Annotated in this window: 21 protein-coding genes; 2 read left to right on the forward strand and 19 right to left on the reverse strand. The window is 69.3% G+C overall.

Going from position 1 to position 25,846, the window contains the following annotated elements; genetic code table 11:
* Positions 1-63: 63 nt before the first annotated feature.
* The 15 genes from NPA30_RS00995 to NPA30_RS01065 all read right to left on the reverse strand — a co-directional run bounded on the left by NPA30_RS00995 (position 64) and on the right by NPA30_RS01065 (position 20,136).
* A complete protein-coding gene (locus tag NPA30_RS00995) occupies positions 64-834 on the reverse strand; it encodes an adenine nucleotide alpha hydrolase family protein (RefSeq protein WP_256800458.1) in 771 nt (256 codons plus the stop codon).
* A complete protein-coding gene (locus tag NPA30_RS01000) occupies positions 831-2,042 on the reverse strand; it encodes an electron transfer flavoprotein subunit alpha/FixB family protein (protein WP_256800459.1) in 1,212 nt (403 codons plus the stop codon). The genes NPA30_RS00995 and NPA30_RS01000 overlap by 4 nt, the downstream gene beginning before the upstream one ends.
* Positions 2,039-4,000, reverse strand: a complete 1,962-nt coding sequence (locus NPA30_RS01005; protein WP_256800460.1) for a DUF3483 domain-containing protein — start codon at positions 3,998-4,000, stop codon at positions 2,039-2,041. The genes NPA30_RS01000 and NPA30_RS01005 overlap by 4 nt, the downstream gene beginning before the upstream one ends.
* Positions 4,001-4,367: 367 nt before the next feature.
* Positions 4,368-6,413: an oxidoreductase gene (locus NPA30_RS01010; protein WP_256800461.1), complete on the reverse strand. Its 2,046-nt coding sequence runs from the start codon at positions 6,411-6,413 to the stop codon at positions 4,368-4,370.
* A 292-nt stretch (positions 6,414-6,705) separates the two neighbouring features.
* Entirely contained in the window at positions 6,706-7,812 is a 1,107-nt protein-coding gene (locus NPA30_RS01015) for a hybrid-cluster NAD(P)-dependent oxidoreductase (protein WP_256800462.1), read from the reverse strand.
* 12 nt (positions 7,813-7,824) lie between these two features.
* Entirely contained in the window at positions 7,825-9,096 is a 1,272-nt protein-coding gene (locus NPA30_RS01020; RefSeq protein ID WP_256800463.1) for an aromatic ring-hydroxylating oxygenase subunit alpha, read from the reverse strand.
* Between the two features lie 155 nt (positions 9,097-9,251).
* The gene (locus NPA30_RS01025; protein WP_256800464.1) at positions 9,252-10,601 is read right to left on the reverse strand and encodes an L-serine ammonia-lyase; all 1,350 of its coding nucleotides are present in this window, start codon (positions 10,599-10,601) and stop codon (positions 9,252-9,254) included.
* A gap of 17 nt (positions 10,602-10,618) precedes the next feature.
* A complete protein-coding gene (locus NPA30_RS01030; protein ID WP_256800465.1) occupies positions 10,619-11,197 on the reverse strand; it encodes a sarcosine oxidase subunit gamma in 579 nt (192 codons plus the stop codon).
* The gene (locus tag NPA30_RS01035; RefSeq protein ID WP_256800466.1) at positions 11,190-14,174 is read right to left on the reverse strand and encodes a sarcosine oxidase subunit alpha family protein; all 2,985 of its coding nucleotides are present in this window, start codon (positions 14,172-14,174) and stop codon (positions 11,190-11,192) included. Before NPA30_RS01035 ends, NPA30_RS01030 begins: the two co-directional genes overlap by 8 nt.
* On the reverse strand, positions 14,171-14,494 hold the full coding sequence (locus tag NPA30_RS01040) for a sarcosine oxidase subunit delta (RefSeq protein ID WP_256800467.1): 324 nt from the start codon (positions 14,492-14,494) through the stop codon (positions 14,171-14,173). Before NPA30_RS01040 ends, NPA30_RS01035 begins: the two co-directional genes overlap by 4 nt.
* A gap of 16 nt (positions 14,495-14,510) precedes the next feature.
* Positions 14,511-15,764: a sarcosine oxidase subunit beta family protein gene (locus NPA30_RS01045; protein WP_256800468.1), complete on the reverse strand. Its 1,254-nt coding sequence runs from the start codon at positions 15,762-15,764 to the stop codon at positions 14,511-14,513.
* 188 nt (positions 15,765-15,952) lie between these two features.
* On the reverse strand, positions 15,953-16,780 hold the full coding sequence (locus NPA30_RS01050; RefSeq protein ID WP_372338721.1) for a glycine betaine ABC transporter substrate-binding protein: 828 nt from the start codon (positions 16,778-16,780) through the stop codon (positions 15,953-15,955).
* A gap of 49 nt (positions 16,781-16,829) precedes the next feature.
* Entirely contained in the window at positions 16,830-17,684 is an 855-nt protein-coding gene (locus NPA30_RS01055; protein WP_256800469.1) for an ABC transporter permease, read from the reverse strand.
* On the reverse strand, positions 17,600-18,904 hold the full coding sequence (locus NPA30_RS01060) for a quaternary amine ABC transporter ATP-binding protein (RefSeq protein ID WP_256800470.1): 1,305 nt from the start codon (positions 18,902-18,904) through the stop codon (positions 17,600-17,602). Before NPA30_RS01060 ends, NPA30_RS01055 begins: the two co-directional genes overlap by 85 nt.
* Before the next feature lie 161 nt (positions 18,905-19,065).
* Positions 19,066-20,136 (reverse strand): GlxA family transcriptional regulator, encoded by a 1,071-nt coding sequence (locus tag NPA30_RS01065; RefSeq protein WP_256800471.1) that lies wholly within the window; start codon positions 20,134-20,136, stop codon positions 19,066-19,068.
* A gap of 171 nt (positions 20,137-20,307) precedes the next feature.
* Between NPA30_RS01065 and NPA30_RS01070 the strand changes: the two genes are divergently transcribed.
* Positions 20,308-21,309 carry a GlxA family transcriptional regulator gene (locus tag NPA30_RS01070; RefSeq protein ID WP_256800472.1) on the forward strand — a complete coding sequence of 334 codons (1,002 nt, stop codon included), beginning with the start codon at positions 20,308-20,310 and terminating at the stop codon, positions 21,307-21,309.
* Positions 21,310-21,433: 124 nt separating this feature from the next.
* On the opposite strand, the gene NPA30_RS01075 is transcribed toward NPA30_RS01070, so the two are convergent.
* The 4 genes from NPA30_RS01075 to NPA30_RS01090 form a co-directional block, all read right to left on the reverse strand.
* Positions 21,434-21,568: a hypothetical protein gene (locus NPA30_RS01075; protein ID WP_256800473.1), complete on the reverse strand. Its 135-nt coding sequence runs from the start codon at positions 21,566-21,568 to the stop codon at positions 21,434-21,436.
* 111 nt (positions 21,569-21,679) lie between these two features.
* On the reverse strand, positions 21,680-21,886 hold the full coding sequence (locus NPA30_RS01080) for a hypothetical protein (RefSeq protein ID WP_256800474.1): 207 nt from the start codon (positions 21,884-21,886) through the stop codon (positions 21,680-21,682).
* A gap of 90 nt (positions 21,887-21,976) precedes the next feature.
* Positions 21,977-23,269: an NAD(P)/FAD-dependent oxidoreductase gene (locus NPA30_RS01085; protein ID WP_256800475.1), complete on the reverse strand. Its 1,293-nt coding sequence runs from the start codon at positions 23,267-23,269 to the stop codon at positions 21,977-21,979.
* 8 nt (positions 23,270-23,277) lie between these two features.
* The gene (locus NPA30_RS01090; protein ID WP_372338722.1) at positions 23,278-24,756 is read right to left on the reverse strand and encodes a glutamine synthetase family protein; all 1,479 of its coding nucleotides are present in this window, start codon (positions 24,754-24,756) and stop codon (positions 23,278-23,280) included.
* 287 nt (positions 24,757-25,043) lie between these two features.
* Here NPA30_RS01090 and NPA30_RS01095 point away from each other — a divergent pair, with 287 nt between their 5' ends.
* A complete protein-coding gene (locus NPA30_RS01095; protein ID WP_256800477.1) occupies positions 25,044-25,835 on the forward strand; it encodes an aspartyl/asparaginyl beta-hydroxylase domain-containing protein in 792 nt (263 codons plus the stop codon).
* The last annotated feature ends 11 nt before the right edge of the window (positions 25,836-25,846 follow it).

A 25,846-nucleotide genomic window follows, 5' to 3' on the forward strand; every position in this document is an offset into this window, starting at 1 on the left:
TGCCGGCGCAAGCCCGCCGGTCGCCATCGAGGCGGCCGGTGCCATACCTGCGCTATGTAGCGCTCAGCGCAGGATTCCCAGCCCGGCGAGATGGTCCAGGATCGTCCGTGCAGCCTGTTCCGGCGACAGATCGGTGAGGACGCGGCCGCCGGCGCCACCGGCTTCGGTGGCGGCCCTCAGGCGCTCGGCCGCCGAGCCGCCGGTGCCTGCGCCGCGCATCAGCTTCGGGCGCTTGCGATAAGCGCGTTCTTCGAAGAGCCCGGGCGCCGCGTCCGGGGCACCGGGCGCGGCCTGCACCCGTCGCGCGCGAAGCGTGCCGCGTCGGGCGGCGCCATAGGCGTAGGGGAGGGCCGGCGGAGCCGCGGGATGCACGGTCACGACCATGGGCAGTCGCGCCACGACCCGACGCCGGGCGCCCTTCGGCAGGGCCTGCAAAATGCTGAGCGTGCCCGGTTCGGTGCCCGGCTCGATGGCGACGGCATCGGCGACGACCCCGAGGCCGAGCGCCTTCGCCAGAGCATAGGGCACGAGCCCGCTCTCCTCGCCGCCCTGGCTGCGCCGGCCGGCCAGGACGAGCTTGGGCCCGTCTTCGGCCAGCGCTGCGGCGAGAAGCGGCATCGGGTCCTCGCCCTCGGTGGTCGCGATCAGATCCAGCTGTGCGAGGCCATGGCCGAGGGCATCGGCGACGCCGTCCGGACAGGACGCGGCCGCGAGGCCGGAAAGGACGCCGCCGAGGCTCTTGCCGAGCGCGATCGCCTGCGCCTCGAGTCGCGGCAGCACGGGTTTGCCGGACAGCGGGTGCAGGCCAGGCGACAGGAGGACGGTGATCTTCATGCGCCACCTTCGGCGAGCAGCCGAAGCAGCGCCGGCATGACCGCCTGCGCGTCCGCGATGATCGACAGCTCCGCGCGCTCCACCATCGCCGCATGCAGGTCGGTGTTGACCGCGACGACGTGCTCGCATCCGGCAATGCCCTGCAGATGCTGCGGCGCCCCGGCAATGCCGAGAGCAAAATAGCAGTCCGCGTCGAGCACGGTTCCCGACGCGCCGACCTGCGCGGCGCGCGGCATCAGGCCGGCATCGCAGACGACGCGGCTCGCGCCTGGGGTCGCGCCGAGGGCGGCGGCGAGATGCTTGAAGCTCGTGAAGTCGGTGATGCCGTTGCCCGCCGAGACGACGAAGCGCGCATCTGCCAGCGACACCGTCGCGGGATCGGCCGGAACCGCTTCGGCGCGGAGGATGCCGGGCGTCGTCTCGGTTGGTTCGCACGGGTCGATCGTGCGCGCCTCGTGCGGGTCGCCCAGATGCGGCGCCACCCGACCTTCGCCAAGCGTCATCAGGCGCGGCGGTGCACCGGCCTGCTCGCGCCTGCGGCCGCCGGTCGGACGGATCGCCGTGCGGGCCGACAGCTGCTCGACATCGGCAAACAACGGCTCGCCGAGGGAGACGGCGACTCGGCGGGCGAGGTCGCCGCCATCGGGCGATTCGGGAAACAGGATGTGACGCGGCGCGCGGGCTGCGATCTCGGCGAGAAGGGCCGCGGCGAGCGTCTCCGGGGCATAGCCGAGGGACGGCAGCGCCAGCAGCCGGTCGGCACCCGCCGCGCCCGCATCGTCGACCAGTGGCGGCGCAAGAAGCACGACGGCGCCCCCGTCCGCATCGGCCAGGAGCCGTGCGCCACCCAGCACCTGCCGGTCGTGTCCCGTCAGCCGGCCGTCCGGTGCGTCGGCAACCGCGAAGACGAGAAAGGCCGGCTCGGCAACGACGCGCGGGGTCGGCGCGGCCAAAAGAGTCGTGCTGGCCGGCGGGGTGGCGCTCATCGCACCGATCGCGACGGAGGGCGACGAGCCCGCGTGCTGGGTCCGGTCGAGCCGCAGACGGGCCCCGCCGGGCACGCGGGCTCGGGCGATCTCGACACGCGGGTCGTGTCGCGGACGCCCGCCCGGCGTCTCGGGCCGCCTGGCGAGGTCGTAGCGCGGTCGCTGCCCGGGCACTGCCCTGGCCTGCCGCTCGGCGCGCGGATCCTTGCGCGGCCGGCTCATTCGGCCGGCTCCAGGGCGGACATCGGCATCGCCGCTGCAACTGGAGGGCGCGCGGAGGCAGCCTGCGCGCCTGCGTCTACCGCCTGCAGCACGAGCTCGGCGATGTCGCGCACGTCAGGCCGCTCGCCGGTGACGCCCTCCAGCATCGCCGTACAGGTGGGGCAGGCGACCGCGACGATGCCGGCGCCGGTGTCCTTCGCCTGGCCCATACGGATGTCGGGAATGCGCCGCTCGCCGGCGATGTCGGAGATCGGCGCCCCGCCGCCCCCGCCGCAGCACATCGAGCGCCTGCCCGAGCGCGCCATTTCGCGGCGCTCGGCGCCGATCCGATCGAGCAGCGCCCGCGGCGCCTCCACCTCGCCGTTGTAGCGGCCGAGATAGCAGGGATCGTGATAGGCGACGGAGAGTCCTGCGACACTTCCCGCCGGCAGCCGCCCCGCCTCGATCAGCTCCAGCAGGAAGGCGGTGTGGTGGACCACGTCGAAGGTGCCGCCGAAGGCGGGATACTCGTTGCGCAGCGCATGCAGCGCATGCGGATCGGCGGTGAGGATGCGGGCGAAGCGGTATCGGGTAAGGGTCGCGACATTGTCTCGCGCGAGCCGCTGGAAGGTGGCCTCGTCGCCGAGGCGGCGGGCAGTGTCGCCGCAGTCGCGTTCCTCGGCGCCGAGCACGGCGAAGTCGACGCCCGCTCGCCGCAGGAGCGTCACCAGCGCGCGCAACGTGCGGCCGTAGCGCAGGTCGTAGGCGCCTTCGCCGAGCCAGAGCAGAACGTCGCAGGTGCCGGTGTCCGCAAGCCGCGGCAGGTCGAGCCCGGCGGCGAAGTCGGTGCGCGCGGCGAGCGCCCGGCCGCCCGGCTCGTCGGCGCCGCGCAGCTCGCCCAGCGTCTCCGCCGCCTTCATCGGAACGGCGCCGAGCTCCAGCGTCTGGAAGCGCCGCAGGCCGACGATGGCATCGACGTGCTCGATCATCATCGGGCATTCCTCGACGCAGGCCCGGCAGGTGGTGCAGGACCACAGCGTGTCCGGATGGATCATCGCGTCCGCGCCGATCACCGGTCGCGTCAGGCCGCCGATACCGGCGACGGGCCGTGCCTCGGGATAGGGGCTGCCCGCATAGTGCCGGTTGTCGGCCTCCGGGGCGATCGCTGCGGCGAGATCCTGGATCAGCCGCTTCGGGTTCAGCGGCTGGCCGGCGGCGAAGGCCGGGCAGGCGGTCTCGCAGCGGCCGCACTGGATGCAGGCGTCGAGACCGGCGAGCTGGTTCCAGGCAAGATCGGCCGGCGTCTCCACGCCGAGCTTGGGAGCGTCGAGGTCGAGCGGCCTCAGGGCGCTCGCGCGCTCGCCCTCGAAGCGGCCGGGGCGCGGATGGGCGGCGAGGTGGATCGCACCGGCGAGCGCGTGGCGCATCGGTCCCGCCCGCACCTGCCAGGCAAGGCCGAGCCCGCCTGCGGCGGCGAGGAGGAGGCCGAGCGCCGACAGCGGCGGCAGGGAAGCGCCCGCCGCGGCAAGGCCCGCGGTGAGGAGGCCGCCGAGCGCATAGGCGAGGAGCAGGATCGGCAGGATCTGGAACCTGCCGCCGGACAGGCGTCTCGGCCGCTGCGGATACCGACGCGCGCCGACCAGGAGCGCGCCGGCGAGGGTGACGGCGAAGGCGAGCGCGACAAGGCCGAGCCAGATCCGGCTCTGGCCGAGCGGCGGCACGGCGGTCAGCACCGACAGGGCCGAGGCGGCGAGAAGGCCGCCGGCGACCACCATGTGCATGCGCGAGGCATACGCGTCGCGCGCAACGACATGATGGACGTCGACGAGGTAGCGCTTCGGCAGCGCCACCAGACCGCGTGCCCAGTCGACCAAGGCCGGCCGGCCGGCGCGCCAGTGCCGGAAGCGTCGCCAGGCCTGGAGCGCGGCGAGCGCCAGCATGGCGAGGACGACGTAGGGGAGGAGCGCGGCGGGGGTCATGCCGGAGCCTGCTGGACGGGCGGCGCCGCCATGGCACCCCCCTCTGCCCTGCCGGGCATCTCCCCCTCAAGGGGGGAGATCGGCCTGCGCTCTTGCTGGCGCCTGTCTGCAACGGTTCGCGAGGCGGCATTGATGAGGCTCGGATGGCCGTCCGAGCGGGCGCTGGTCTCTCGGCTTGGAAGGCACGGCAAAACCATCCAAGCCGCGTGATCTCCCCCCTTGAGGGGGAGATGCCGGCAGGCAGAGGGGGGTACCGGAGCCCAATGCGCCCCACGGGACGGCGGATGATCCGCGGACCGGCAGCCGCCCCCGCCGACTGTCGCCACCGGGCCGGTCGGCTTGAGCATCCGAAGCCGCACCGCGCCCATCAGATGTCCTTGCACAGGCGCAGCGCGTCGTAGATCGCGGCGTGGATGTTGCGCCCGGCGACGGCATCGCCGATGCGGTAGAGGGCGAAGCCGCCCGAACCATTGGAGGTCCAGGGCTGCGGCCGGCCGGCGACGATCGCCGCCTGGTCGATCTGGCCCTTGTTGATCGAGCGGTCCTTCAGCCCGGGATAAAGCCCGTCCACCGGCAGCGTGCCGTAGTCGACGACGACGCGGTCGACGACCCGCTCCTCCTCGGCATCCGTCATGGTGTTGCGCAGCGCCGCGACGAGCCGGTTGCCTTCGGGGTAGACCTCGATCAGCTCCATGTTCGGCGTCATGATCACGCCGAGCTTGTAGAGCTCGCGCAGGTGGACCGGCTGGTTCGTGGTGCCGACCTCCTCGGCCGCCATGCGGTCGTGGGTGGCAAGCTCGACGAGGCAGCCGCGCTTGGCGAGATGCTCGGCCGCGGAGGCCGCATTGTGCTGTCCCATCTCGTCATAGAGGAGGACCGAGCCGGTCGGCTCGACGGTTCCGTCGAGCACGTCCCAGGTCGAGACGACGTGCTCGGCGCCCTTGGCATGGCCGAGGCTCGGCCGGCCGCCAGTGGCGAGGATGACGACGTCGGGCGCCTCGGCGGCGATGGCGGCCTCGCCCGCCTCGGTGCCGAGGCGGAGGTCGACGCCGAGCTTGCCGACCTGGCCGACCAGCCAGCGCGGGATGCCGGACAGCGCCTCGCGCCAGGTGGCCCTCGCGGCGGTGTTGATCTGGCCGCCGAGCCGCGCCTCCTTCTCGAACAGCACGACGGCATGGCCGCGCTCGGCCAGCACGCGCGCCGCCTCGAGGCCGCCGACGCCGCCGCCGACGACCACCGCCTTCAGCCGCTTCTCGGCCTTGGGAATGACGTGCGGCATCGTCGCCTCGCGCCCGGTCGCCGCGTTCTGGATGCAGAGCGCGTCGCCGCCGACATAGATGCGGTCGATGCAGTAGCCGGCGCCGACGCACTGGCGGATGTCGTCGGCGCGGCCTTCGGACAGCTTCCTGACGAGGTGCGGGTCGGCGATGTGAGCGCGGGTCATCGCGATCATGTCGACATGGCCCTCTGCGACCGCGCGGGCGCCGGTGGCGAGGTCGGTGACGCGCTGGGCATGGAACACCGGCACGTCCACCTCACGCTTGATGGCGCTCGGCAGGAACAGGAAGGGCGCGACGGGGAAGCTCATGTTGGGCAGCGAGACGGCATGGGCGATGTGATCGCGCGCCTGGCCGCCGATGATGTTGAGGAAGTCGACGAGGCCGCGCCTGACGTATTCGCTGGCGATGGTCAGGCAGTCCTCGTGGCTGAGCCCGCCCTTCAGCATCTCGTCGCCCGACATGCGGATGCCGATGACGTAGTCGTCGCCGACCGCCTCGCGGATCGCCGACAGCACCTCGATGCCGAAGCGCATGCGGTTCGCGAGGCTGCCGCCGTACTTGTCGGTGCGATGGTTGGAGGAGGGCGACCAGAACTGGTCGACGAGGTGGCCGTGCGCCGCCGAAATCTCGCAGCCGTCGAGGCCGCCGTCCCTGCAGCGCCGCGCGGCGCTGGCGAAGTCGGCGACGATGCGGTCGATCTCCTCCTGCTCCAGCTCCTTGGCGATCGACCGGGAGGCCGGCTCGCGCGTCGGCGAAGCGGATTTGACCGGGAACCAGTGCTCGGTGTCCCACTTGGTGCGCCGGCCCATGTGGGTCAGCTGGATCATCAGCCTGGCGCCGTGCCGGTGGATGCGGTCGGAGAACTCGCGGAAGAAGGGGATGACGCCGTCGTCGGCGACGGAGATCTGGTTCCAGGGCGCGGCGGGGCTGTCGAGCGCGACCGAGGAGGAGCCGCCGAACATCGTCAGCCCGATGCCGCCCTTGGCCTTCTCTTCGTGGTAAAGCTGGTAACGCTCCTGCGGCCGCCCGCCGCTGCCGTAACCCGGCGCGTGGCTGGTCGACATCACCCGGTTGCGGATGGTGAGGCCCTTGATGGTCAGCGGCTTCAGGAGAGCGTCGGCATTGGCGATCATGAGGGCAGGCCGTGATGAGAGGCGGGGTCTCCGCTCAGGGGAAGTGCCCAGGCGCCTGATGAGGGCATGGGGTGAAGAGCATCATTCCGTCCTGCGGAAGGCGCACCGCCGCGACCCTGACCCGGCGGCTGCGCCGCCACCCTCTCCCCCGAGGGGAGAGGAGGGGCGTTCCATCCGGGGCCGCTGTGTCTGAGGGCGAAGCCGCAAACAGCGAAGCCGCGTCCTTCTCCCCTGAGGAGAGAAGTCCCGGCAGGGGGTGAGGGGGAGCGCGCGCCATGCCGCAGCATCGTTGCTACCGGTCGATCACGAGGTCGCTGGTCGGCTTGGAGCAGCAGAGCAGCGTCATGCCGTTGTCGATCTCGCGCTGGCGGATGCCGCCGCCGTGCTTCATGTCGACGGTGCCGGAGACGAGCTTCGACTTGCAGGTGCCGCAGACGCCCTTGGTGCAGGAGGAGGGCAGGCGCATGCCGGCACGACGGGCCGCCTCGAGCACCGTCAGGTCGGCCGGCACCTCGACGACGCGCTTGGTCTTGGCGAACTCGACGCGATAGGTCTTCACCGCCGAGTCGATCTCGGCCTGCGCCTCGGCGATCGCCTCCTGCGCCTCCTCGGTGAAGTCCTCGAAGTTGAAGCTCTCCTGGTGGTAGCGCGTCATCGGGAAGCCGGCGCCGCGCAAGACGGTGCGCATCGCGTCCATGAAGGGCGTCGGCCCGCAGACGAAGATCTCGCGCTCCAGGAAGTCCGGCGCCACCGCCTTGAGGACGTCGAGATTGATCCGTCCGCGCAGGCCGCTCCAGGGCTCGCCCGGCGCGTCGCGCTCGACGACGTGGAACGGCCGGATCGAGCGGTTGCGGCGCGCCATGAAATCCAGCTCGTCGCGGAACACGATGTCGGACGGCGAACGCGCCGCGTGCAGGAAGACGATGTCGGCGATCAGCGCGAGATCGTAGGACGAGCGCGTCATCGACATCAGCGGCGTGATGCCCGAGCCGCCGGAGATGAAGAGGTACTTCGTCGCCGCCATCCCGGACCAGGAGAAGGTGCCCATCGGAATGGTCGCCTTCAGCATCATGCCAGGCTTGAATTCGTCGTGCAGCCAGTTCGAGACCGGCCCGCCCGGCACGCGCTTGACGGTGATCGACACCGTGTCCGGCCGGGATGGCGGCGAGGAGATCGTGTAGCAGCGGTGGATCGTCTCGCCCGAAATCTCGAACTCGAAGGTCAGGAACTGGCCGGAGATGAACTCAAACTGGCGGCGGTTGCGCGGCGCGAAGACGAAGGTCTTGACGTCGTGCGTCTCCTCCCGCACGGCGCGGCAGATCAGGACGTCGTCCTCTTCCGGCTCCCAGCGGAAGTAGCCGGTCGGAATCGGGCCGGCGGTCGGCGCGGGCGCATCCATCGCAGCTTGCCCTTACTCGGCCGTGCGCGGGTCGGCGTGCGCCCGCATGCGCTTGACGTACCAGTTGGCGAACTTTTCGACGAGCATCTCGGTGTGCGGCGAGTAGGGCCCGGGTTCGTAGGCAGCGGTGCGCGCGCCTTGCTGGCAGAAGCCGACGAGTTCGGAATCCTGCGCGTTGGTCGCCATCCAGACGGATATCAGGTTGTCGAGATCGTAGTCGACCCCCTCGACCGCGTCCTTGTGGACCAGCCACTTGGTGCGAAGCAGCGAGCGCTCGGCGTCGAGCGGCAGCACCGAGAAGGTGACGATGTGGTCGCCCATGAAGTGGTGCCAGGAGTTCGGCTGCGTCCAGAAGTGCAGGCCGCCGATCTTGGCGTTGTCGAGGCTGCCCAGCAGCTTGCGGCAGGCCGCCTTGGTGTCGAGCGTGTGGCTCTCGCCCTCGCCGTCGAGCGGCAGGCGCTCGGTGCGGTAGCCCGTCACCATGTCGTCGAGATGCTCCTGCTCGCGCGAGGGCAGGCCCATCGCCTCCCACTCGCCGTGCTTGTCGGTGAGCATGCAGGCGTAGCGGGTGGCGTTCGCCCGCTCGGTGTCGTCCAGCTCCTCGGGCGCGAAGCCGAAGCCGTAGGCAAAGAGCGGCACGGTCAGCTCGGGATGGTTCGCGTTGCAATGGTAGCACTCGCGATTGTTCTCCATCGTGAGTTTCCAGTTGCCCGGCTCGATGAGGTCGTGCTGGTAGGCGATCTTGGTGTCCCGCACGTTGTGCGGGGCGATGTAAGGCGCCATCACCCGCGCCATCTCGTCGAAATCCGCCGGCGGCTCGTCGGCGAGACAGATGAAGAGCAGGCCTTCGAGCGACCGCAGGTGCACCGGCTTGAGGCCATGGCAGCTGCGGTCGAAGCCGTCGCCCATGTGCTCGGCATGGATGAGGGCGCCGTTCAGGTCGTAGGTCCAGGAGTGGTAGCGGCAGACGAGATTGCCGACGGTGGTCTTCTCCTCGTGCACCAGCCGCGCGCCCCGGTGCCGGCAGACATTGTGGAAGGCGCGGACCGCGCCGTCGTCGTCACGCACGATGGCGACCGAGTTCCTGCCGACGTCGACGACCATGACGTCGCCCGGCTCCGGCACGTCCGGCTCGACACCGACAAAGATCCAGTGACGGCCGAAGATGACCTCGAGGTCCGCCTCGAAGATCTCCGGGCTCGTGTAGAACGGCGCTTCCAGGCTGTAGCCCGGACGGCGGCGGCGCAGGAGGTCGAGCAGCGGATTGGACACGAAATCGAGCATCGTAGCATCCTCGAAACGGCGGTGCAGACCGGGCCTCGGGCCCGTCTCTGCCTGGAATTCTTCTATGTTTGCGAACTGTCACACTCTCTGAAAAGCGACATCCTGTTACGCCTTTCCGACCTGATTTGAGGCAACGCCCGAACCTGCCTCACGAGTCAGCATTCGGCGACGTTGACGGCAAGGCCGCCCTGCGAGGTTTCCTTGTATTTCGAGGCCATGTCGGCGCCGGTCTGCCGCATGGTTTCGATGACCTCGTCGAGGGTGACGCGGTGCGTGCCGTCGCCGCGCAGGGACAGCGAGGCCGCGACGATCGCCTTGTTGGCGCCGAACGCATTGCGCTCGATGCAGGGGATCTGCACCAGCCCGCCGATGGGATCGCAGGTCAGCCCGAGATGATGCTCCATGGCCATTTCGGCGGCGTTCTCGATCTGGCGCGCCGTGCCGCCGAAGGCCGCCGTCAGCCCCGCCGCCGCCATCGAGGCGGCCGAGCCGACCTCGCCCTGGCACCCGACTTCGGCCCCCGAGATCGAGGCGCGCGACTTGATCAGCCCGCCGATGGCCGCGGCGGCGAGGAGGAAGGTGCGTGAGCGCCCCTCGAAGCCAGTGGGCCGGATGTCGCGGTAGTACCGCAGCACGGCGGGGACGATGCCGGCGGCGCCGTTGGTCGGCGCGGTGACGACACGGCCGCCGCTCGCGTTCTCCTCGTTGACGGCCATGGCATAGGTGGAGACCCAGTCCATCACATCGTGCGGCGGGCGGTCGTTGCGGCCCCGGTCGCTCTCCAACGCGGTGATCAGCGCGCGGGCGCGGCGCTTGACCTTCAGGCCGCCGGGCAGCTGCCCGTCCATCCGCAGGCCCCGGTCGATGCAGGCGAACATGGCGTCGCGGATCGCGTCGAGGCCGTCCTCGATCTCGACCTCCGAGCGCAGCGCACGCTCGTTCGCGTACTGGACCTCGGCGATGCCGAGCCCGGCAGTGTCGCACTGCTTCAGGAGCTCTTCGGCGCTGTCGAAGGGATGCGGCACCTCGACGGCAGTCACCAGCGCCTCTTCCTCCTCGGTGACGACGAAACCGCCGCCGATCGAGTAGAGGATCGCCTCCTTCAGGATCGCGCCGTGCGCGTCGAGCGCGCGGAAGCGCATGGCGTTGGTATGGCGCGGCAGGATCTCGACGAGATCGAACACGAGATCGGTCTCGGGATCGAAGCGCACGGCGCGACCGCGCTGGAGAATGCGCTTCTGCGCCTTCAGTTCGGCCACCATCGCCGGCACGGCGTCCGGGTCGATGGTCGCCGGCGTCTCGCCAAGCAGGCCGAGGAAGATCGCCGTGTCCGTGGCGTGGCCGCGCCCGGTCCAGGCGAGCGAACCGAACAGCTCGGCGGTGATGCGAGCGGGCCGGACATCGCCGAGTTCGGTCACGAACCGATGCGCCGCCAGCATCGGCCCCATGGTATGCGAACTCGACGGGCCGATGCCGATCTTGAAGAGGTCGAAGACGCTGATCATCCGCGCCCGCCCTGCCGTCAGCCGGTCACGGCGACGAAGTCGAGCGCGCCTTCGCCCAGGAAGCCGTGGACGTAGGTCGCAAAGGACCGCCAGCACTCCACGCGCCAGGCATCGACGCCGGTGCGCGCAAGGACGATCTCGGCCTTGCCGAGCACCGTGCGCGTCGCCATGCCGACCGGGAAGGCGGCTTCGGCGAGATCGAGCGGACAGCCGGCGTTCAGGACGTGCGCGGCGTTCCGACCGGTGATCTCGATGCCGACGTTCCGGTGCGAGACGTCGACCAGCGAGAAGACGCGCTCGCCGAACTCCGCCGAAACGGCTTCGGCCAGCTCGTCCGTTTCGGCCTCCGGACCGATCAGCAGCCACTCGTCGGGCCCGAGGCGCAGCGAGGTCCGCTCGCCCGCGGTGCTCATCCGGTTGATCGGCAGCGCCAGCGTGAAGCCGGCGACGGTGCCGAGCGCCTCGGCGGTCGCCGGTCGTGTCCGCAGCGAAAAGCGGCTCTGGGCGCCGAGGGGTCGGATGACGACCGCCCCGCGCGTGACGGAGGCGGCCGGCAGGACGGCGGCGCGGCGGGCGAGGCGACCAGTCTCAAGCATTGAAGCGCTCTCCCTTCGGCTCGAAGAAGACGGGCTCGCAGACGGTGGCCGTCGTGAAGCCCGAGGGGGTCGTCACGTAGAGCGTCTCGCCGATGCGGGACCGCCCGTCGACGAGCATGGCCATGGCGATGGAACGCCCGCAATTGGGCGAATGGTAGCTCGAGGTGACGTGGCCGATCATCGTCATCGGAACCGGCTGGTCCGGCGTCGCGACGATCTGGGCGCCTTCGTCCAGCACCTCCGCCGGGTCCTTGCCGAGGAGGCCGACGAGCTGCTTGCGTCCGCTGCCGACGAGGTCCGGACGCGCGAGGGAGCGCTTGCCGATGAAGTCCGGCTTGACCTTCGACACGAGGCCGCCGAGCCCGAGATCGTCGGGCGACACGGTGCCGTCGGTCTCCTGGCCGACGATGATGTAGCCCTTCTCGGCGCGCAGCACGTGCATCGTCTCGGTGCCGTAGGGCACCATGCCGAGCGTCTGGCCGCGCTCCCAGAGGGTCTTCCACACCGACTCGGCGTAGTCCGCGGGGACGTTGATCTCGTAGCCGAGCTCCCCGGTGAAGGAGACGCGGAACAGCCGGGTCGGCACGCCGCAGATATAGCCGGTGCGCACCGCCATGTGCGGGAAGGCCGCCGGGTCGAGGTCGATGTCGGAGACGAAGGGCGCGATCACCTCACGCGCCTTCGGGCCCTGCAGCGCGATCACCGCCCACTGCTCGGTGATCGAGGTGAGGAAGACGTCGAGCTCCGGCCACTCGGTCTGGAGGTAGTCCTCCATGTGCTGCAGCACGCGCGCCGCGCCGCCGGTGGTCGTCGTGACGTGGAAGCGGTCGTGCGCCAGGCGCGCGACGACGCCGTCGTCCATCACGTAGCCGTCCTCGCGCAGCATCAGGCCGTAGCGGCAGCGGCCGGGCTCGAGCTTGGTCCAGGCGTTGGTGTAGATGCGGTTCATGAACTCGGCCGCGTCCGGGCCGACGACCTCGATCTTGCCGAGGGTCGAGGCGTCGAAGATGCCGACCGTCTCGCGCACCGCCTTGCACTCGCGCGAGACCGCCCGGTGCATGTCCTCGCCCGCCTTCGGGAAGTACCAGGCGCGCTTCCACAGGGCGACGTTCTCGAAGGCGGCGCCCTGGCTCTCGGCCCACTGGTGCAGAGCCGTCTTGCGGACCGGCTCGAACAGGGCGTCGCGCGAGGGGCCGATCAGCGCGCCGAAGGTCACGGGCGTGTAGGGCGGGCGGAACGTCGTGGTGCCGACCGCCGGGATCTCCTTGTCGAGGAGCCCCGCGACGAGGCCGAGGGCGTTCATGTTCGACGTCTTGCCCTGGTCCGTCGCCATGCCGGTCGTGGTGTAGCGCTTGACGTGCTCGATCGATTCGAAGCCCTCGCGCACCGCGAGCTTGATGTCCTTGGCGGTGACGTCGTTCTGGAAGTCGATGAAGGCGCGGACCTTGGCCGGGTCGGCGTCGGTCGGCAGCACCCGGGCCGGCTGGAAGCCGGTGCGCGAGGCGCTCGCCTCGACCGGCTGCTCGGCGCCGCCGGCGCGGAAGCCGTCGGCGACGACGGCGGCGAGGTCGTAGAGGCCGCGGCACGCGCCGGCCGATGTCTCGGCCTGCACCGACTGGCCGGGCACGAAGGCGTCGAGCTCGACGTCGAAGCGCAGCTTGCCGCGCGACTGCGAGAAGAGATGCACCGCCGGCGTCCAGCCGCCGGACATGCCGACGGCGTCGCAGGGGAGCGTGCGGCGGGCGCCGACGCGACCGTCGCGTCCGATCGGTGCGACGACGAGACCCGTGACCCGCTTGCGCCCGGTGGCGTCGACCACGGTGTGGCCGGTCAGCACCTCGACCCCGACGGCCCGAAGCTCGCCGAGCTCGGGCCCGCAGTCCTCCTCCAGCCGCAGGTCGACGAGCGTCACGTCGATGCCGGCGCGCCTGGCGTCGAGGGCGGCGGTGTAGGCCGAGGCGCCGCTGGTGGCGAAGACGATCCGGCGGCCGGGCGCCACCGCATAGCGGTTGACGAAGACACGCACGCTTTCGGCCAGCATGATGCCCGGCCGGTCGTTGTTGGCGAAGACGAGAGGGCGCTCGTGGCTGCCGGTGGCGAGGATCACGCGTCCGGCGCGCACCTGCCACAGCCGCTCACGCGGCAGGCCGGCGGCCGCATCGACGCGATGATCGGCGACCCGCTCCACCATCACGACATGGTTGTGGTTGTAGTAGCCGAAGGCGGTCGTGCGCGGCAGGACGACCACGTTCTCGCGGGCGTCGAGCGTCGCGACCGCCTCCGCCACCCAGTCCGACGCCGGCTTGCCGTCGATCGTCGAGCCGAGGTCGTGGAGCAGGGCGCCGCCCGGCTCGCGGCCCTCGTCGGCGAGGATGACGCGGGCGGCGCCGTCCTTCGAGGCCGCGAGCGCCGCGGCGAGACCGGCCGGCCCGGCGCCGACGACGAGCACGTCGCAATGGGCATGGCGGTTGGAGTAGCGGTCGCCGTCCGGCACCTCTGGCGCCTTGCCGAGGCCGGCCGCGGCGCGGATCACCGGCTCATAGACGCTGTCCCAGAACTTCCGCGGCCACATGAAGGTCTTGTAGTAGAAGCCCGCTACAAAGATCGGCGACAGGAGGTCGTTGACCGCGCCGAGGTCGAACTCGAGCGAAGGCCAGTGGTTCTGCGAGCGCGTCTCCAGGCCCTCGCGAGCTTCGACCACCGAGGCGCGGTTGTTCGGGTCGGTGAAGCCCGGCCCGCGCTCGGCCCGCCAGTTCACCGACAAGAGCGCACTCGGCTCGTCGGAGCCGTGGCTGAGGATGCCGCGCGGCCGGTGATACTTGAACGAGCGGCCGACGAGGTGCTGGCCGTTGGCGAGGAGGATCGAGGCGAGTGTGTCGCCGCGATAGCCCTGGAGCGCCTTGCCGTTGAAGCGCACGGTCAGCGGCTGCGAGCGGTCGATGCGGCCGCCCTGCGGGAGGCGATAAGTCTGGCTCATGGCTGGCTCGTCGGGGAAGCGGGCGAGGACGGGGCGGCGCCGGCGCCGGCGTCGGGCCGCGGCGTGCCCATCGGATAGGTGGCGATCAGCCGGTCGCTGACGGTGTCGCGCAAGGCGTTGAACCAGCGTCCGCAGCCATGCTGGTGGATCCAGCGCTCGGCGTGGACGCCCTTGGGGTTGGTGCGGGTGAACAGGAAGGCGCCCCACTGGCCGTCATCGAGCTCGGCCGGGGTCTGCGGACGCGCGATGTGCGCCTCGCCGCCGCAGCGAAATTCCAGTTCCGGCCGGTCGCCGCAGTTCGGGCAGGTGATCACGAGCATGGGACGGTCTCCGGGATCAGTGCGCGACGGCCGCGGCGGCGGCCTCGTCGATCAGGCGGCCGGTGCGGAAGCGGTCGAGCGCAAAGGGCGCGTTGATCTTGTGCGGCTCGCCGGTCGCAATGGTGTGGGCGAAGACGTGGCCGGAGCCGGGCGTTGCCTTGAAGCCGCCGGTGCCCCAGCCGCAATTGACGTAGAGGCCGGACACCTCGGTCTTGCCGATGATCGGCGAGCGGTCCGGCGTCACGTCGACGATGCCGCCCCAGGAGCGCAGCATCCGCATCCGGGTGAACTGCGGGAACAGCTCGCAGATGGCGTCGAGCGTGTGGTTGGTGATGTGGATGCCGCCCTGCTGCGAATAGGACACGTACTGGTCGGTGCCGGCGCCGATCACCAGCTCGCCCTTATCCGACTGCGAGATGTAGGCGTGCACCGCGTTCGACATGACGACGCAGGGGAAGACCGGCTTGACCGGTTCGGAGACGAGCGCCTGCAGCGGGAAGCTCTCCAGCGGCATCCGCAGGCCGAAGCGGTTCATGACGACACTGGTGTGGCCGGCCGCAACGACGCCGACGCGCTTTGCCCCGATGAAGCCGCGCGAGGTCTCGACGCCGGCGACCGAGCCGTCGCGATTGCGCTTGAGGCCGAGCACCTCGCAGTTCTGGATGATGTCGACGCCGCGGGCGTCGGCGCCGCGCGCATAGCCCCAGGCGACGGCGTCGTGGCGGGCGGTGCCGCCGCGCCGCTGCAGGGCGCCGCCCATCACGGGATAGCGGATGTTCGGGTCGAGCGTCAGCGGCGGGCAGAAGGCCTTGCACTCCTCCGCGCTCAGCCACTCGTTGTCGACCCCGTTCAGCCGGTTGGCGTAGATGTGCCGCTTGAAGCTCTGCACGTCGTGAACGTTGTGCGCGAGCATCAGCACGCCGCGCTGGGAGAACATGACGTTGTAGTTGAGGTCCTGGCTGAGGCCCTCCCACAGCTTCATGGCGTGTTCGTAGAGCCCGGCGCTCTCGTCGTAGAGGTAGTTGGAGCGCACGATGGTGGTGTTGCGGCCGGTGTTGCCGCCGCCGATCCAGCCGCGCTCGAGCACCGCGACGTTGGTGAGCCCATGCTCCTTGGCGAGGTAGTAGGCCGTGGCGAGGCCGTGGCCGCCGCCGCCGACGATGACCGCGTCATAGGACGCCTTCGGCTCGGGATTGCGCCACTGGCGCTCCCAGCCGGCATGGGCGTTCATCGCCTGCTTGACGAGGGTGGTGAGGGAGAAGCGGCGCATGGCGGCGGACCCGGAGATCGAAACACGTCCATCATCGGTCGGCGCTGCGTCCGACGCTTGCGCCGCAGCGACGCCTGCTTGAACAATTGCGACATCAGCTGGTTCGTCGACGCCGACGCGTCACCGGCCGAAACGAAAGAAGCCGGCGAAACGCCGGCTTCCTCGATGCTTTTGAAGGTCCTGGACGCTTATTCGGTCCAGGCCTTCACCTTGTCGGAATTGTTCTCGACCCACTTCTTGGCGGTGTCGGCCGGATCGCCGCCCTCCTCGTTCTCGAGCATCACCTTCTGCTCGTCGTCGAGGGTCAGCTTGAACTTCGACAGGATCGCGTAGACCTCGGGCATGTCGTCCTTGAGGCCCTTGCGAGCGACGGTGTTGACCGTCTCTTCGCCGCCGAAGACGCCCTTCGGATCATCGAGGTACTTGAGGTCCCAGCGGCCGAACATCCAGTGCGGCGTCCAGGTCGTGACGACGATGTTCTGCTTGCGGTCGATGGCGTCCTTCAGCGCGGCGGTCATCGTCGCGTCCGAGCCGTCCACCAGCTTCTCGGGCAGGTCGTATTCCTTGACCGCCTTCTCCGAGGCCTGCATCAGGCCGGCGCCCGGATCGATGCCGATGATCTGGTTGTCGACGAGGTCGCCCTTGTCCTTCAGCTCGGCGACCGACGAGATGTCGGTGTAGGCCGGAACCGCCCAGCCGATCTTGGCGCCCTCGACGTTCGGACCGATCAGGTCGACCTGGTCCTTCAGCTTCTCGTAGTAGTCCTTGTGGGTGACCGGAAGCCAGGCGGCGACCATCGCGTCGGCCTCGCCGGTGGCGACGGCCTGCCACATTGCGGCGGCCGGCAGCGGGGTGAGGGTGACGGTGTTCCCCTCGTCCTCGAGCACGGTCTTCAGGATGTTCGTCGCGACGACGGCATCCGACCACTCGACATAGGCGAGGTTGACGTCGGCGGCCCGGGCGACGCCGGTCATGGCGGCGGTGGCAACCAGGAGAGCAGCGAGTTTGCGGAGCATTCGTGTTCCTTTCGTCTTCTGCGGGTAGGGGGTGGGTGAGCCCGAAGGCTCAGTCGATCGGCGCCGGCCGCGCACGCGCGGCCATTGCCTGGGTGACGCGGTCGAGAATGACCGCGACGATGACGATTGCGATGCCGGCCTGGAAGCCGGAGCCCGCGTCGAGGCGCTGGATGGCGCGCCAGACCTCGCGGCCGAGGCCGCCGGCGCCGATCATCGAGGCGATCACCACCATCGAGAGGCCCAGCATGATGGTCTGGTTGATGCCGGCCATGATGGTCGGCAGCGCCAGCGGCAGCTGCACCTTGAAGAGCTTCTGCGCCGGGCTGGTGCCGAAGGCGTCGGACGCCTCGATCAGCTCGCCGGGCACGTTCATGATGCCGAGCGCCGTCAGCCGGATCACCGGCGGCATCGAGAACACCACGGTGGCGAACACCGCCGACACCGGCCCGATGCCGAAAAACGGGATCGCCGGGATCAGGTACACGAAGCTCGGCATGGTCTGCATCATGTCGAGGAACGGGCTGACGGTCTTCCAGACCCGCCGGTTGAGCGCCGAGAAGATGCCGATCGGGATGCCGATGGCGAGCGCGGCGAGGGTCGCCAGCGTCACCAGCACCAGCGTCTGCATGGTCGGTGTCCAGAGCCTGAGGTTCCACAGAAACAGGAGGCCGACGAGCGACATCAGGCCGATGCGGCGTCCCGCGAGATACCAGGCGATCGCCACGAGCAGGGCGATGGTGACCGGCGGCGGCACCGTCGTGTCGAGGAACCGGGTGAGGATCTCGATCCAGTCGGCGACGACGTGGCTGACGGCCCGCGTCAGTGAGGAGATGTGCTGGGTGAGCCAGGTGAGGGCGTCGTCGCTGAGGTCGTCCAGTGGGAATTTGGGGACGCTCCAGTCCATGCGTTCTCTCTTTCGCTTTGCGCGGCGGCATCGAGTTCGGCGGAGGTGCCGGTGAGGGCGGCGAGCGCCATGTCCTGCGTCACGGTGCCGACATAGCGTCCGTCCGCGTCGGTGACGGCAAGGCCCGCCGGGTGGGCCGACAGCTTGCGCAGGGCGCTCTTCAGCACCTTGGAGCCGTCGGCGGTTGGGATCTCGGCCTCGATCAGGCTGGCGATCTCCGCATCCGGCTTGGCGGCGAGCACCGCCTCGCGGCTGACGCAGCCGACCGGTCTGTTGTGCTCGCAGGTGACGACCAGGATGGGATCCTCGGCTGCCGCGACCGCTTCGCGCAGATCGCCGACGCTCTTGTGGCGCGGCAGCGCCGGCGAGCGGCGGCTGGCGAGCCGGCCGAGGGTGATGACCGAAGACACGTCGATGTTCTCGACGAAGCGGCGCACGTAGTCGTCCGCCGGGTTGAGCAGGATCTCCTCCGGATAGCCGGTCTGGACGATCAGCCCGTCCTTCATCAGCACGATGCGCCCGCCGAGATGGATCGCCTCGTCGAGATCGTGGCTGACGAAGACGATGGTCTTCTTCAGGTTGCGCTGCAGCGTGCCGAGTTCGTTCTGCATGTCGCGGCGGATCAGCGGGTCGAGCGCCGAGAAGGCCTCGTCCATCAAGAGGATGTCGGCGTCGACCGCGAGCGCCCGGGCAAGGCCCGCACGCTGCTGCATGCCGCCGGAGAGCTGCCGCGGATATTTGGCGTCCCAGCCCTTGAGGCCGACGAGCTCGATCGCCTCCAGGGCCTTCTGGCGGCGCTTGGCCTTATCGACCTTCTGCACCTCCAGCCCGTACTCGACATTCTCGGCAATGGTGCGGTTCGGAAACAGGGCGAAGTGCTGGAACACCATGCCGAACTTCTCGCGCCGGAACTGCAGCAGCTGCTTCGGCGTCAGCGTCGTCACTTCGGTGCCGTCGACGGTGATCGAGCCTGCGGTCGGCTCGATCAGCCGGTTGATGCAGCGCAGCATGGTCGACTTGCCAGAGCCGGAGAGACCCATGACGACGAGGATCTCGCCCTCCTCGACGCTGAACGAGGCGCCGCCGAGGCCGATGACGCCGCCGGTGCGCTCGATCACCTCGTTGCGCGGGACACCGTCGCGCAGAAGGGCCGCGGCCTCTTTGTCCTGGCTGCCGAATATCTTGACGACGTCGCGTACGACCACGCGCTCTTTGGTCATGGACCCTCCGTCGGTACGCGAGGACGCGCCGTGATGGGGCGATCCTCCGCGCTCGCAAAGGATCGTGTCGGGAAGCTATGTCTGCGGCGATACCATCACCGACATCGCTTTGTAAAATCCCGACATCCAAAAATGTTAATGGCAGGCGCCCCAGGGAGGCGTCAGACGAAGGCGTCCACCTGCTCAATATTTACGCTCGCACCCAGCGATTCTGCCATCTCTTTGATCGCATCGGCCGTGCGTATCTTTCGCGGTGCAACACCGAACGCGGCGCGAAACTGCCGGGCGAAATGCGCGCCGTCACAAAATCCACACTCGACTGCAATGTCGGTCACGCTCTTCTGTGTGGTCTGCAGGAGGCGCTGGGCGTAGCGCAGCCGCAGGAGGCGATAGGCGATCGCCGGGCTCTTGCCGGTGGCCTCGCGGAACAGCCGCTCGAGCTGCCGGCTCGACAGTTTAAGGCGGGCCGCGATCGCCTCCACCGAGAGGGGTTCGGCCATGTGCTGCTCCATCAGGAGCACGGCCCGCCGGACGCGTTCGTCGCGGAAATGCTCCGAGCTCGCATGCGGCTGTGCCTCGCTGCCGGCGCGCGCGTTCTGGAGCTGCAGGACGTGCAGGCTCTTCTGGGCGGCGTCCGCCCCGATGTGGCGCTCGATCAGCCAGGCGGCGAGATCGGCAACGCCGCTGCCCCCGGCACAGGTGATGCGGTCGCGATCGACGATGAAGAGCTGGTTGGCATCGGCCTGCACGTCGTGGAACTCGGCCTGGAAATCGGGCAGATGAAACCAGCTGACGCAGCAGCGGCGACCGCGCATGAGACCCAGACGCGACAGGACGAAGCTGCCGGTGCACACCCCGACCAGCGGCACGTCCGCCGCGGCCGCCTGCCGCAGATAGCGCAGCGTCACCTCGTCGAACGCCTGACCGCCGTGCAGGAGCCCGCCCACGACGACGATGTAGTGGAAGTCGCGCGGATCGCCGAGCGGCGCCGTGCGGTTCACCATCAGGCCACAGCTCGCCCGGATCGGCTCGCTCCGCGCGCTCATCACCGACCAGGTGCAGCGGATGGGGCGCGAGCGATCGCCTTCGTCGGCCGCGAGGCGCAGCGCATCGACGAAGAGCGACAGGGCCGACAAAGTGAAGTTGTGGGCAAGCAGGAAGCCGATCCGCAGCGGACCGCGCTCCGCCGCCTTCGGCTTGCTGGACGTGACGACGCTGGCGATCCCGGTCATGGACGACCCTTTCGCAACTTTTTTGAAGCGCCGAGCTTGCAACACTGTTCTGACATGCTCTGTTGCAAAACCGACATGCGATGTCGTGACCTTCGCTTTTTAGGCGACGGAACGGCACAGGTCGCAGAGAACGAAACGTCTGCACGTCGCGGTCAGCGTGGAGGTGACAGGATGGATGGAGCATTGAGCCGCCCGATCCGGATCGGCTTCCTCCTGGTCCCGCAATATTCGATGATCGCGTTTGCGGCTGCGCTGGAGCCGCTGCGGATCGCCAACCGCATGGCGGACCGTCCGCTCTACGAGTGGACGCTGTACTCGCGCGACGGCGGCGCGGTCGCGGCGTCGAACGGCGTGGAGACGGCCTGCAGCGCGGCCTTCGCGAGTGCCCGGGGGCTCGACATGGCGATCGTCTGCGCCGGCCTCGACGTGCAGAGCCACGATCACGGCGAACTCACCTCGGTCCTGCGCCGCATGAACGCGCTCGGCACCGCGCTCGGCGCGGTCTGCACCGGAACCTACGTGCTCGCGCTCGCCGGGCTCCTGGGCGGGCACCGCACAACCATCCACTGGGAGAACCGGCCGAGCCTGATGAGTCGCTTTCCCGACCTCGACATCTCATCCGATCTCTTCGTCATCGACCGCCGTCGCTACACCTGCGCCGGCGGCACCGCGGCGGCAGACATGATGCTCTCGCTGATCCTGCAGGACCATGGCGCCGACATCGCCTTCGCCGTCGCCGAACAGATGATCCACCACCGGATCCGCGAGCCAGGCGAAGGGCAGCGAGTCGATCTGCGCACTCGCCTCGGCATCGCCAATTCGAAGCTCGTGAACGTCGTTGCGCTGATGGAGCGCACCATCGAGAAGCCGCTGACAAGCGCCGAGCTCGCCGCCAGCGTCAACATCTCGCCGCGTCAGCTGGAACGGCTGTTCCTCAAGCATCTCGGTCGCTCGCCCACCCGCCATTACCTCTCGATCCGGCTGGAGCAGGCCCGGTTCCTGCTGCGCCAGACCTCGATGCCGGTGCTGTCGATCGCGCTCGCCTGCGGGTTCGTCTCGGCCTCGCACTTCTCTCAGAGCTACGCCGAGTGGTACGGCCGAAGCCCCAGCGTCGAGCGCGGCAAACCGCCGAGCGCGCGGTCCCGTGCCCTGGCGGCGACGTTCGAAGGCTAGGTGCGGCAGAAGGTCGTCCGGCAGCGATTTGCGTACCGGACGTCAGACATGGAAACGCCGGCCACCAGGGGCCGGCGCATGTCGGTACGAAGCTGGGCCGAGACGGCGTTCGATTCCCGGCCGTTCAGCGCGCGTTGGGCCGTGCGGCGCTTGCGCCTCCACGGGTCACGATCGCCAGCTTCTTGTCCGCGAGCACGGCCTTGGTCAGGATGGCGCGGTGCTCGGGCGAAAGCGTGAGAACGGTCTGACTCGACTGCATGAATGTACTCCCCACAAACAGCTTACCATCCGGTGAACGCGGCGACCTGCTGCAGGTTCCGACGCTAGCAGCTCTGCTGCGGCGCACAAGAGCGTAAATTCTTCGACAAGGTTACCGCGGGGCCTGATCGCCGGAGGTCTGCTGCGGCGCCGTGCCCTCCGCGGCTCCCTCGGGGTAGTCGTAGAGACCGGTCAAGACGAAGTAGCCGATCGCGATCACCGCGACGAAGATCGCCATCCAGACAGCGACCGGCAGGCCGCCGGGGCGGTCGACGGGGGCGCGGCTTGGACGATCGGGTCTGTTCTCATCGTGGGTCATTGACGTCTCGCAACTGGCTTGTCCTCACTGAACCAGCGGGGCCGCACGAGTGTTCCGTCCTGTGGCATCGGCCGGCGCGTGGCCCGCCGTTCAGAACCGGTCGCGCAGCGAGAACCAGGTCATCGCGAGGAAGAGAAGCGGCGCACGCAGGCGCTGGCCGCCCGGGAAGGGCGGGATCTTCAGTTCTTCAAGGATCGCGAGCCGGTCGCGGTTGCCGGTGATCCGCTCGGCATAAAGCCGCCCGGTGAAGTTGGAGAGCATCACGCCGTGCCCCGAGAAGCCGCCGATCGCCGTGATGCCGGGCTCCACCTCGCGCACGAAGGGCAGCCGCGTCATGGTGATGCCGACCGAGCCGCCCCAGGCGTGCGTGAGTTGCACGCCCTGCAGGTGCGGGTAGATCTCGGCGATCTGCCGCTTCAGGTGCTTGCCGATATCGCCCGCGGCCGAGGTGTAGGCCTCCCGACCGCCGAACAGGAGCCGCCCGTCGGGGCTCTTGCGGAAGTAGCGCACGACGAAGCGCGAATCGGCGACCGCCTCGTTGCCGGGAAGGACGGCGGCGGGATCGGCGAGCGGCTCGGTTGCGCCGATGAAGGAGCCGATCGGCATCACGAAGCGGGCAGCCGTCGGGTTCAGGTCCTTGCCATGCGCGTTGGTGGCGATCAGCGCGCGCTCGGCGGTTACCCGGCCGCGCGGCGTCTCGGCGACGATCCGGTTGCCCTCGCGCCGCAGCGCAGTCGCCGGCGTGTCCTCGAAGAGGCGGGCGCCGGCGGCGGTCGCCGCGCGGGCGCTGCCGACGAGCAGCTTCAGCGGATTGATGTGCCCGGTGCCCGTGTCGCGCACGCCGCCGACATAGTGTCTCGAGCCGAGCCGCTCGGCGGTCTCGGCGCGATCCATGACGCGGACATGCGGATAGGCGTAGCGGCTGGCGAGATCCTCGGCATCCCGGCGGTAGTCGTCGAGGTAGGCCCGCTTGTGGACGACGTTCATCTGTCCGGGCCGATAGTCCATGTCGATGCCGTGGACGCGGGCGAAGTCGAGGAGATGCGCCTTGGCCTCCTCGGCGAGGTCGAACAGCGCTTTCGAGCGTTCGAAGCCGACGGCCGGCTCGATCTCCGAGGGCCAGAGCCGCTGCCCGGTGCCCATCTGGCCGCCGTTGCGCCCCGATGCCCCGTCGCCCACCCGATGCGCTTCGAGCAGCACGGTCCGCACGCCGGCGCTCGCGAGATGACAGGCCGCCGATAGGCCGGTGAAGCCGCCGCCGACGACGAGGACGTCCGCCTCCAGGCTCTCGGTCAGCGCCGGGTAGCGCGGCCGCTCGCCCACCGTGTCCTCGTAGAAGGACCGGCCGGGCGAAATCGGCGACTGGTGGGCAGCCTCGGGCATCGGGCGGATCAGACCGAGAGCAGCAGGAACTCGCGCTCCCAGGGGCTGATCACCTGCATGAAGGTCTCGAACTCGCCCCGCTTGACGCCTGCATAGGTGCCGACGAACGGCCGCGAGAAGAGCTCGGCAAAGGCGTCCTCGCTCTCGAAGGCGGCGACGGCCTCCAGCAGGCCGCGCGGCAGCGAGATCTCGCCGGTCTCGTTGCAGGTCTTGTCGGTCGGCTGGTCTGGCTCGATCTCGCGGGCAAGGCCGAGATAGCCGCAGGCGAGCGAGGCGGCGATGGCGAGATAGGGGTTGGCGTCGGAGGACGGCAGGCGGTTCTCCACCCGCCGGCCCTCGGCGTCCGAACTCGGCACGCGGAAGGCCGTGGTGCGGTTGTCGTAGCCCCAGGCGGTGTTGGTCGGCGCGCCCATGCCGTAGGTGAGCCTGCGGTAGGAGTTGACGTAGGGCGCCATCATCGCGAGCGCCGCCGGCACGTAGCGCTGCATGCCGCCGATGAAGTTGTAGAAGTGCCGGGAGGGGCTGCCGTCTTCCTGCGAGAAGATGTTGCGGCCGGTTTCGGCATCGATGACCGACTGGTGGATGTGCATCGCCGAGCCGGGCTGGCCCTGGATCGGCTTGGCCATGAACGTGGCGTAGATGCCGTGCTTCAGCGCCGCCTCGCGGATGGTGCGCTTGAACATGAAGACCTGGTCGGCGAGCGCGATCGGGTCGCCGTGCCGCAGGTTGATCTCGAGCTGGGCGGCACCCTCCTCGTGGATCAGGGTGTCGATCTCCAGTCCCTGTCCCTCGGAGAAGTCGTAGATGTCGTCGATCAGTTCGTCGAACTCGTTGACGCCGCCGATCGAGTAGGACTGGCCCGACTGGATCTGGCGGCCCGAGCGGCCGGTGGGCGGTGTCAGCGGATAGTCCGGATCGACGTTCTTGGAGACGAGGTAGAACTCGATCTCGGGCGCGATCACCGGTCGCCAGCCCTGTGCGTCGTAAAGCGCCAGGACGCGCTTCAGGACGTTGCGCGGCGTGTAGCCGACGGCGAGGCCGCCGGTGTCGACGACGTCGCAGATGACCTGCGCCGTCGGGTCGCTCTCCCAGGGGACGGACGACAGCGTGGCAAGATCGGGGACGAGCTTCAGATCGCCATCGTTGGGCGAGTAGCGGAATTCGCCGCTCTCCTGCGGATACTCGCCGGAGATCGTGTGCATGAACAGCGCCGAGGGCAGCGCCAGCGACGTGTTGCCGACGAATTTCTTGGCCGGCATCATCTTGCCGCGCGCCACCCCCGCGAGGTCGGGCGTGATGCACTCGATGTCATCGATGCCGCGGGCGCGCAGCCACTCCGTCGCCTCGGCCATCGACTGGACGCCGCGCTTGGAATCGAGAAAGGCCGGGCGGTCGATCTCCAGCGGCCGGGTGCGCCGCACCTCGCTGCGCGCAGGCGCCGGCGCCGCCTCGGCGACGAGCAGGGGCTCGGAGGCACGACGCTTCATCTTGTCCTGCTTGAGCTTGGAGCCAGACTTCTCGGGTTTTCGCGGTCGTTTATAGTCCGCCATGCGTTCCGTCACTGTGTTCCGGTCACGCTGAGGATAGTCCGCCCGCCGCGGCAAGGAAAGGCGAGGCCGCGGCGCAGTGTGTGCGGCCCGCTGGCGGCACTTCGGCAGCGCCCGGACGGTCAGCGGATGGCGCCGGGCGGTGCATTGTCGCCCCTCGCCCTATGTTTCGGGGCGGAATCGGCCTAAGCCAAGGGCAAAGCAGTATCGAGTACGGACCGAAGATCATGCAGAACACCAGCCAGCAGAAGGGCAAGACCGAGGGCCTGGAAGACACGATGGGTGGCCAGAGCGCGGTGGGGCGCACCGTGCAGAGGCTCGTCGACGGCGCCGAGAAGCTGAACCTGAAGTATTCGGCAGTGGGCAATCCTCCGGTGTTCCCCACCGACGACTTCCCTTGGGCGCGGGAGGTCGAGGCGGAATGGCGGCTGATCCGCGCCGAGCTCGACAAGATCCTGGTGCGCAAGGGCGAACTGCCCGCCTTCCACGAGATCTCCTCGGAGGTGCGCTCGATCTCGTCCGACCAGAACTGGAAGACCTTTTTCCTCTGCGGCTACGGCATCAAGTCGGAGGAGGCGATCCGCCAGTGCCCCGAGACGTGGCGCATCCTGCAGAAGATCCCGGGCCTGAAGTCGGCGATGTTCTCGATCTTCGAGCCCGGCAAGCATCTGCCGCCGCATCGCGGCCCCTACAACGGCGTGCTGCGCTTCCATCTCGGCCTCGTCGTGCCGCCGGAGCCGGACAAGATCGCCATCCGCGTCGCGGACGAGGTGTGTCACTGGGAAGAGGGCAAGGCGCTGATCTTCGACGACGCCTTCGAACACGAGGCGTGGAACCACTCCGACAAGGTGCGGGTGGTGCTGTTCGTCGACTTCGAGAAGCCGACGAAGTTCCCGGCGAGCCTGACCAACAAGGCGATCCTCAACATGGCCGTGTTCACCCCCTTCATCCGGGAGGGCTACAAGGCCCACAAGAAGTGGGAGAAGCTGTTCTACGGCGAGGGGCAGAAGCACCGCTGAGGCGCCTGCGG

Origin of the sequence: Mangrovibrevibacter kandeliae, from assembly GCF_024519155.1 — a bacterium.
Classification (GTDB): domain Bacteria; phylum Pseudomonadota; class Alphaproteobacteria; order Rhizobiales; family Rhizobiaceae; genus Mangrovibrevibacter; species Mangrovibrevibacter kandeliae.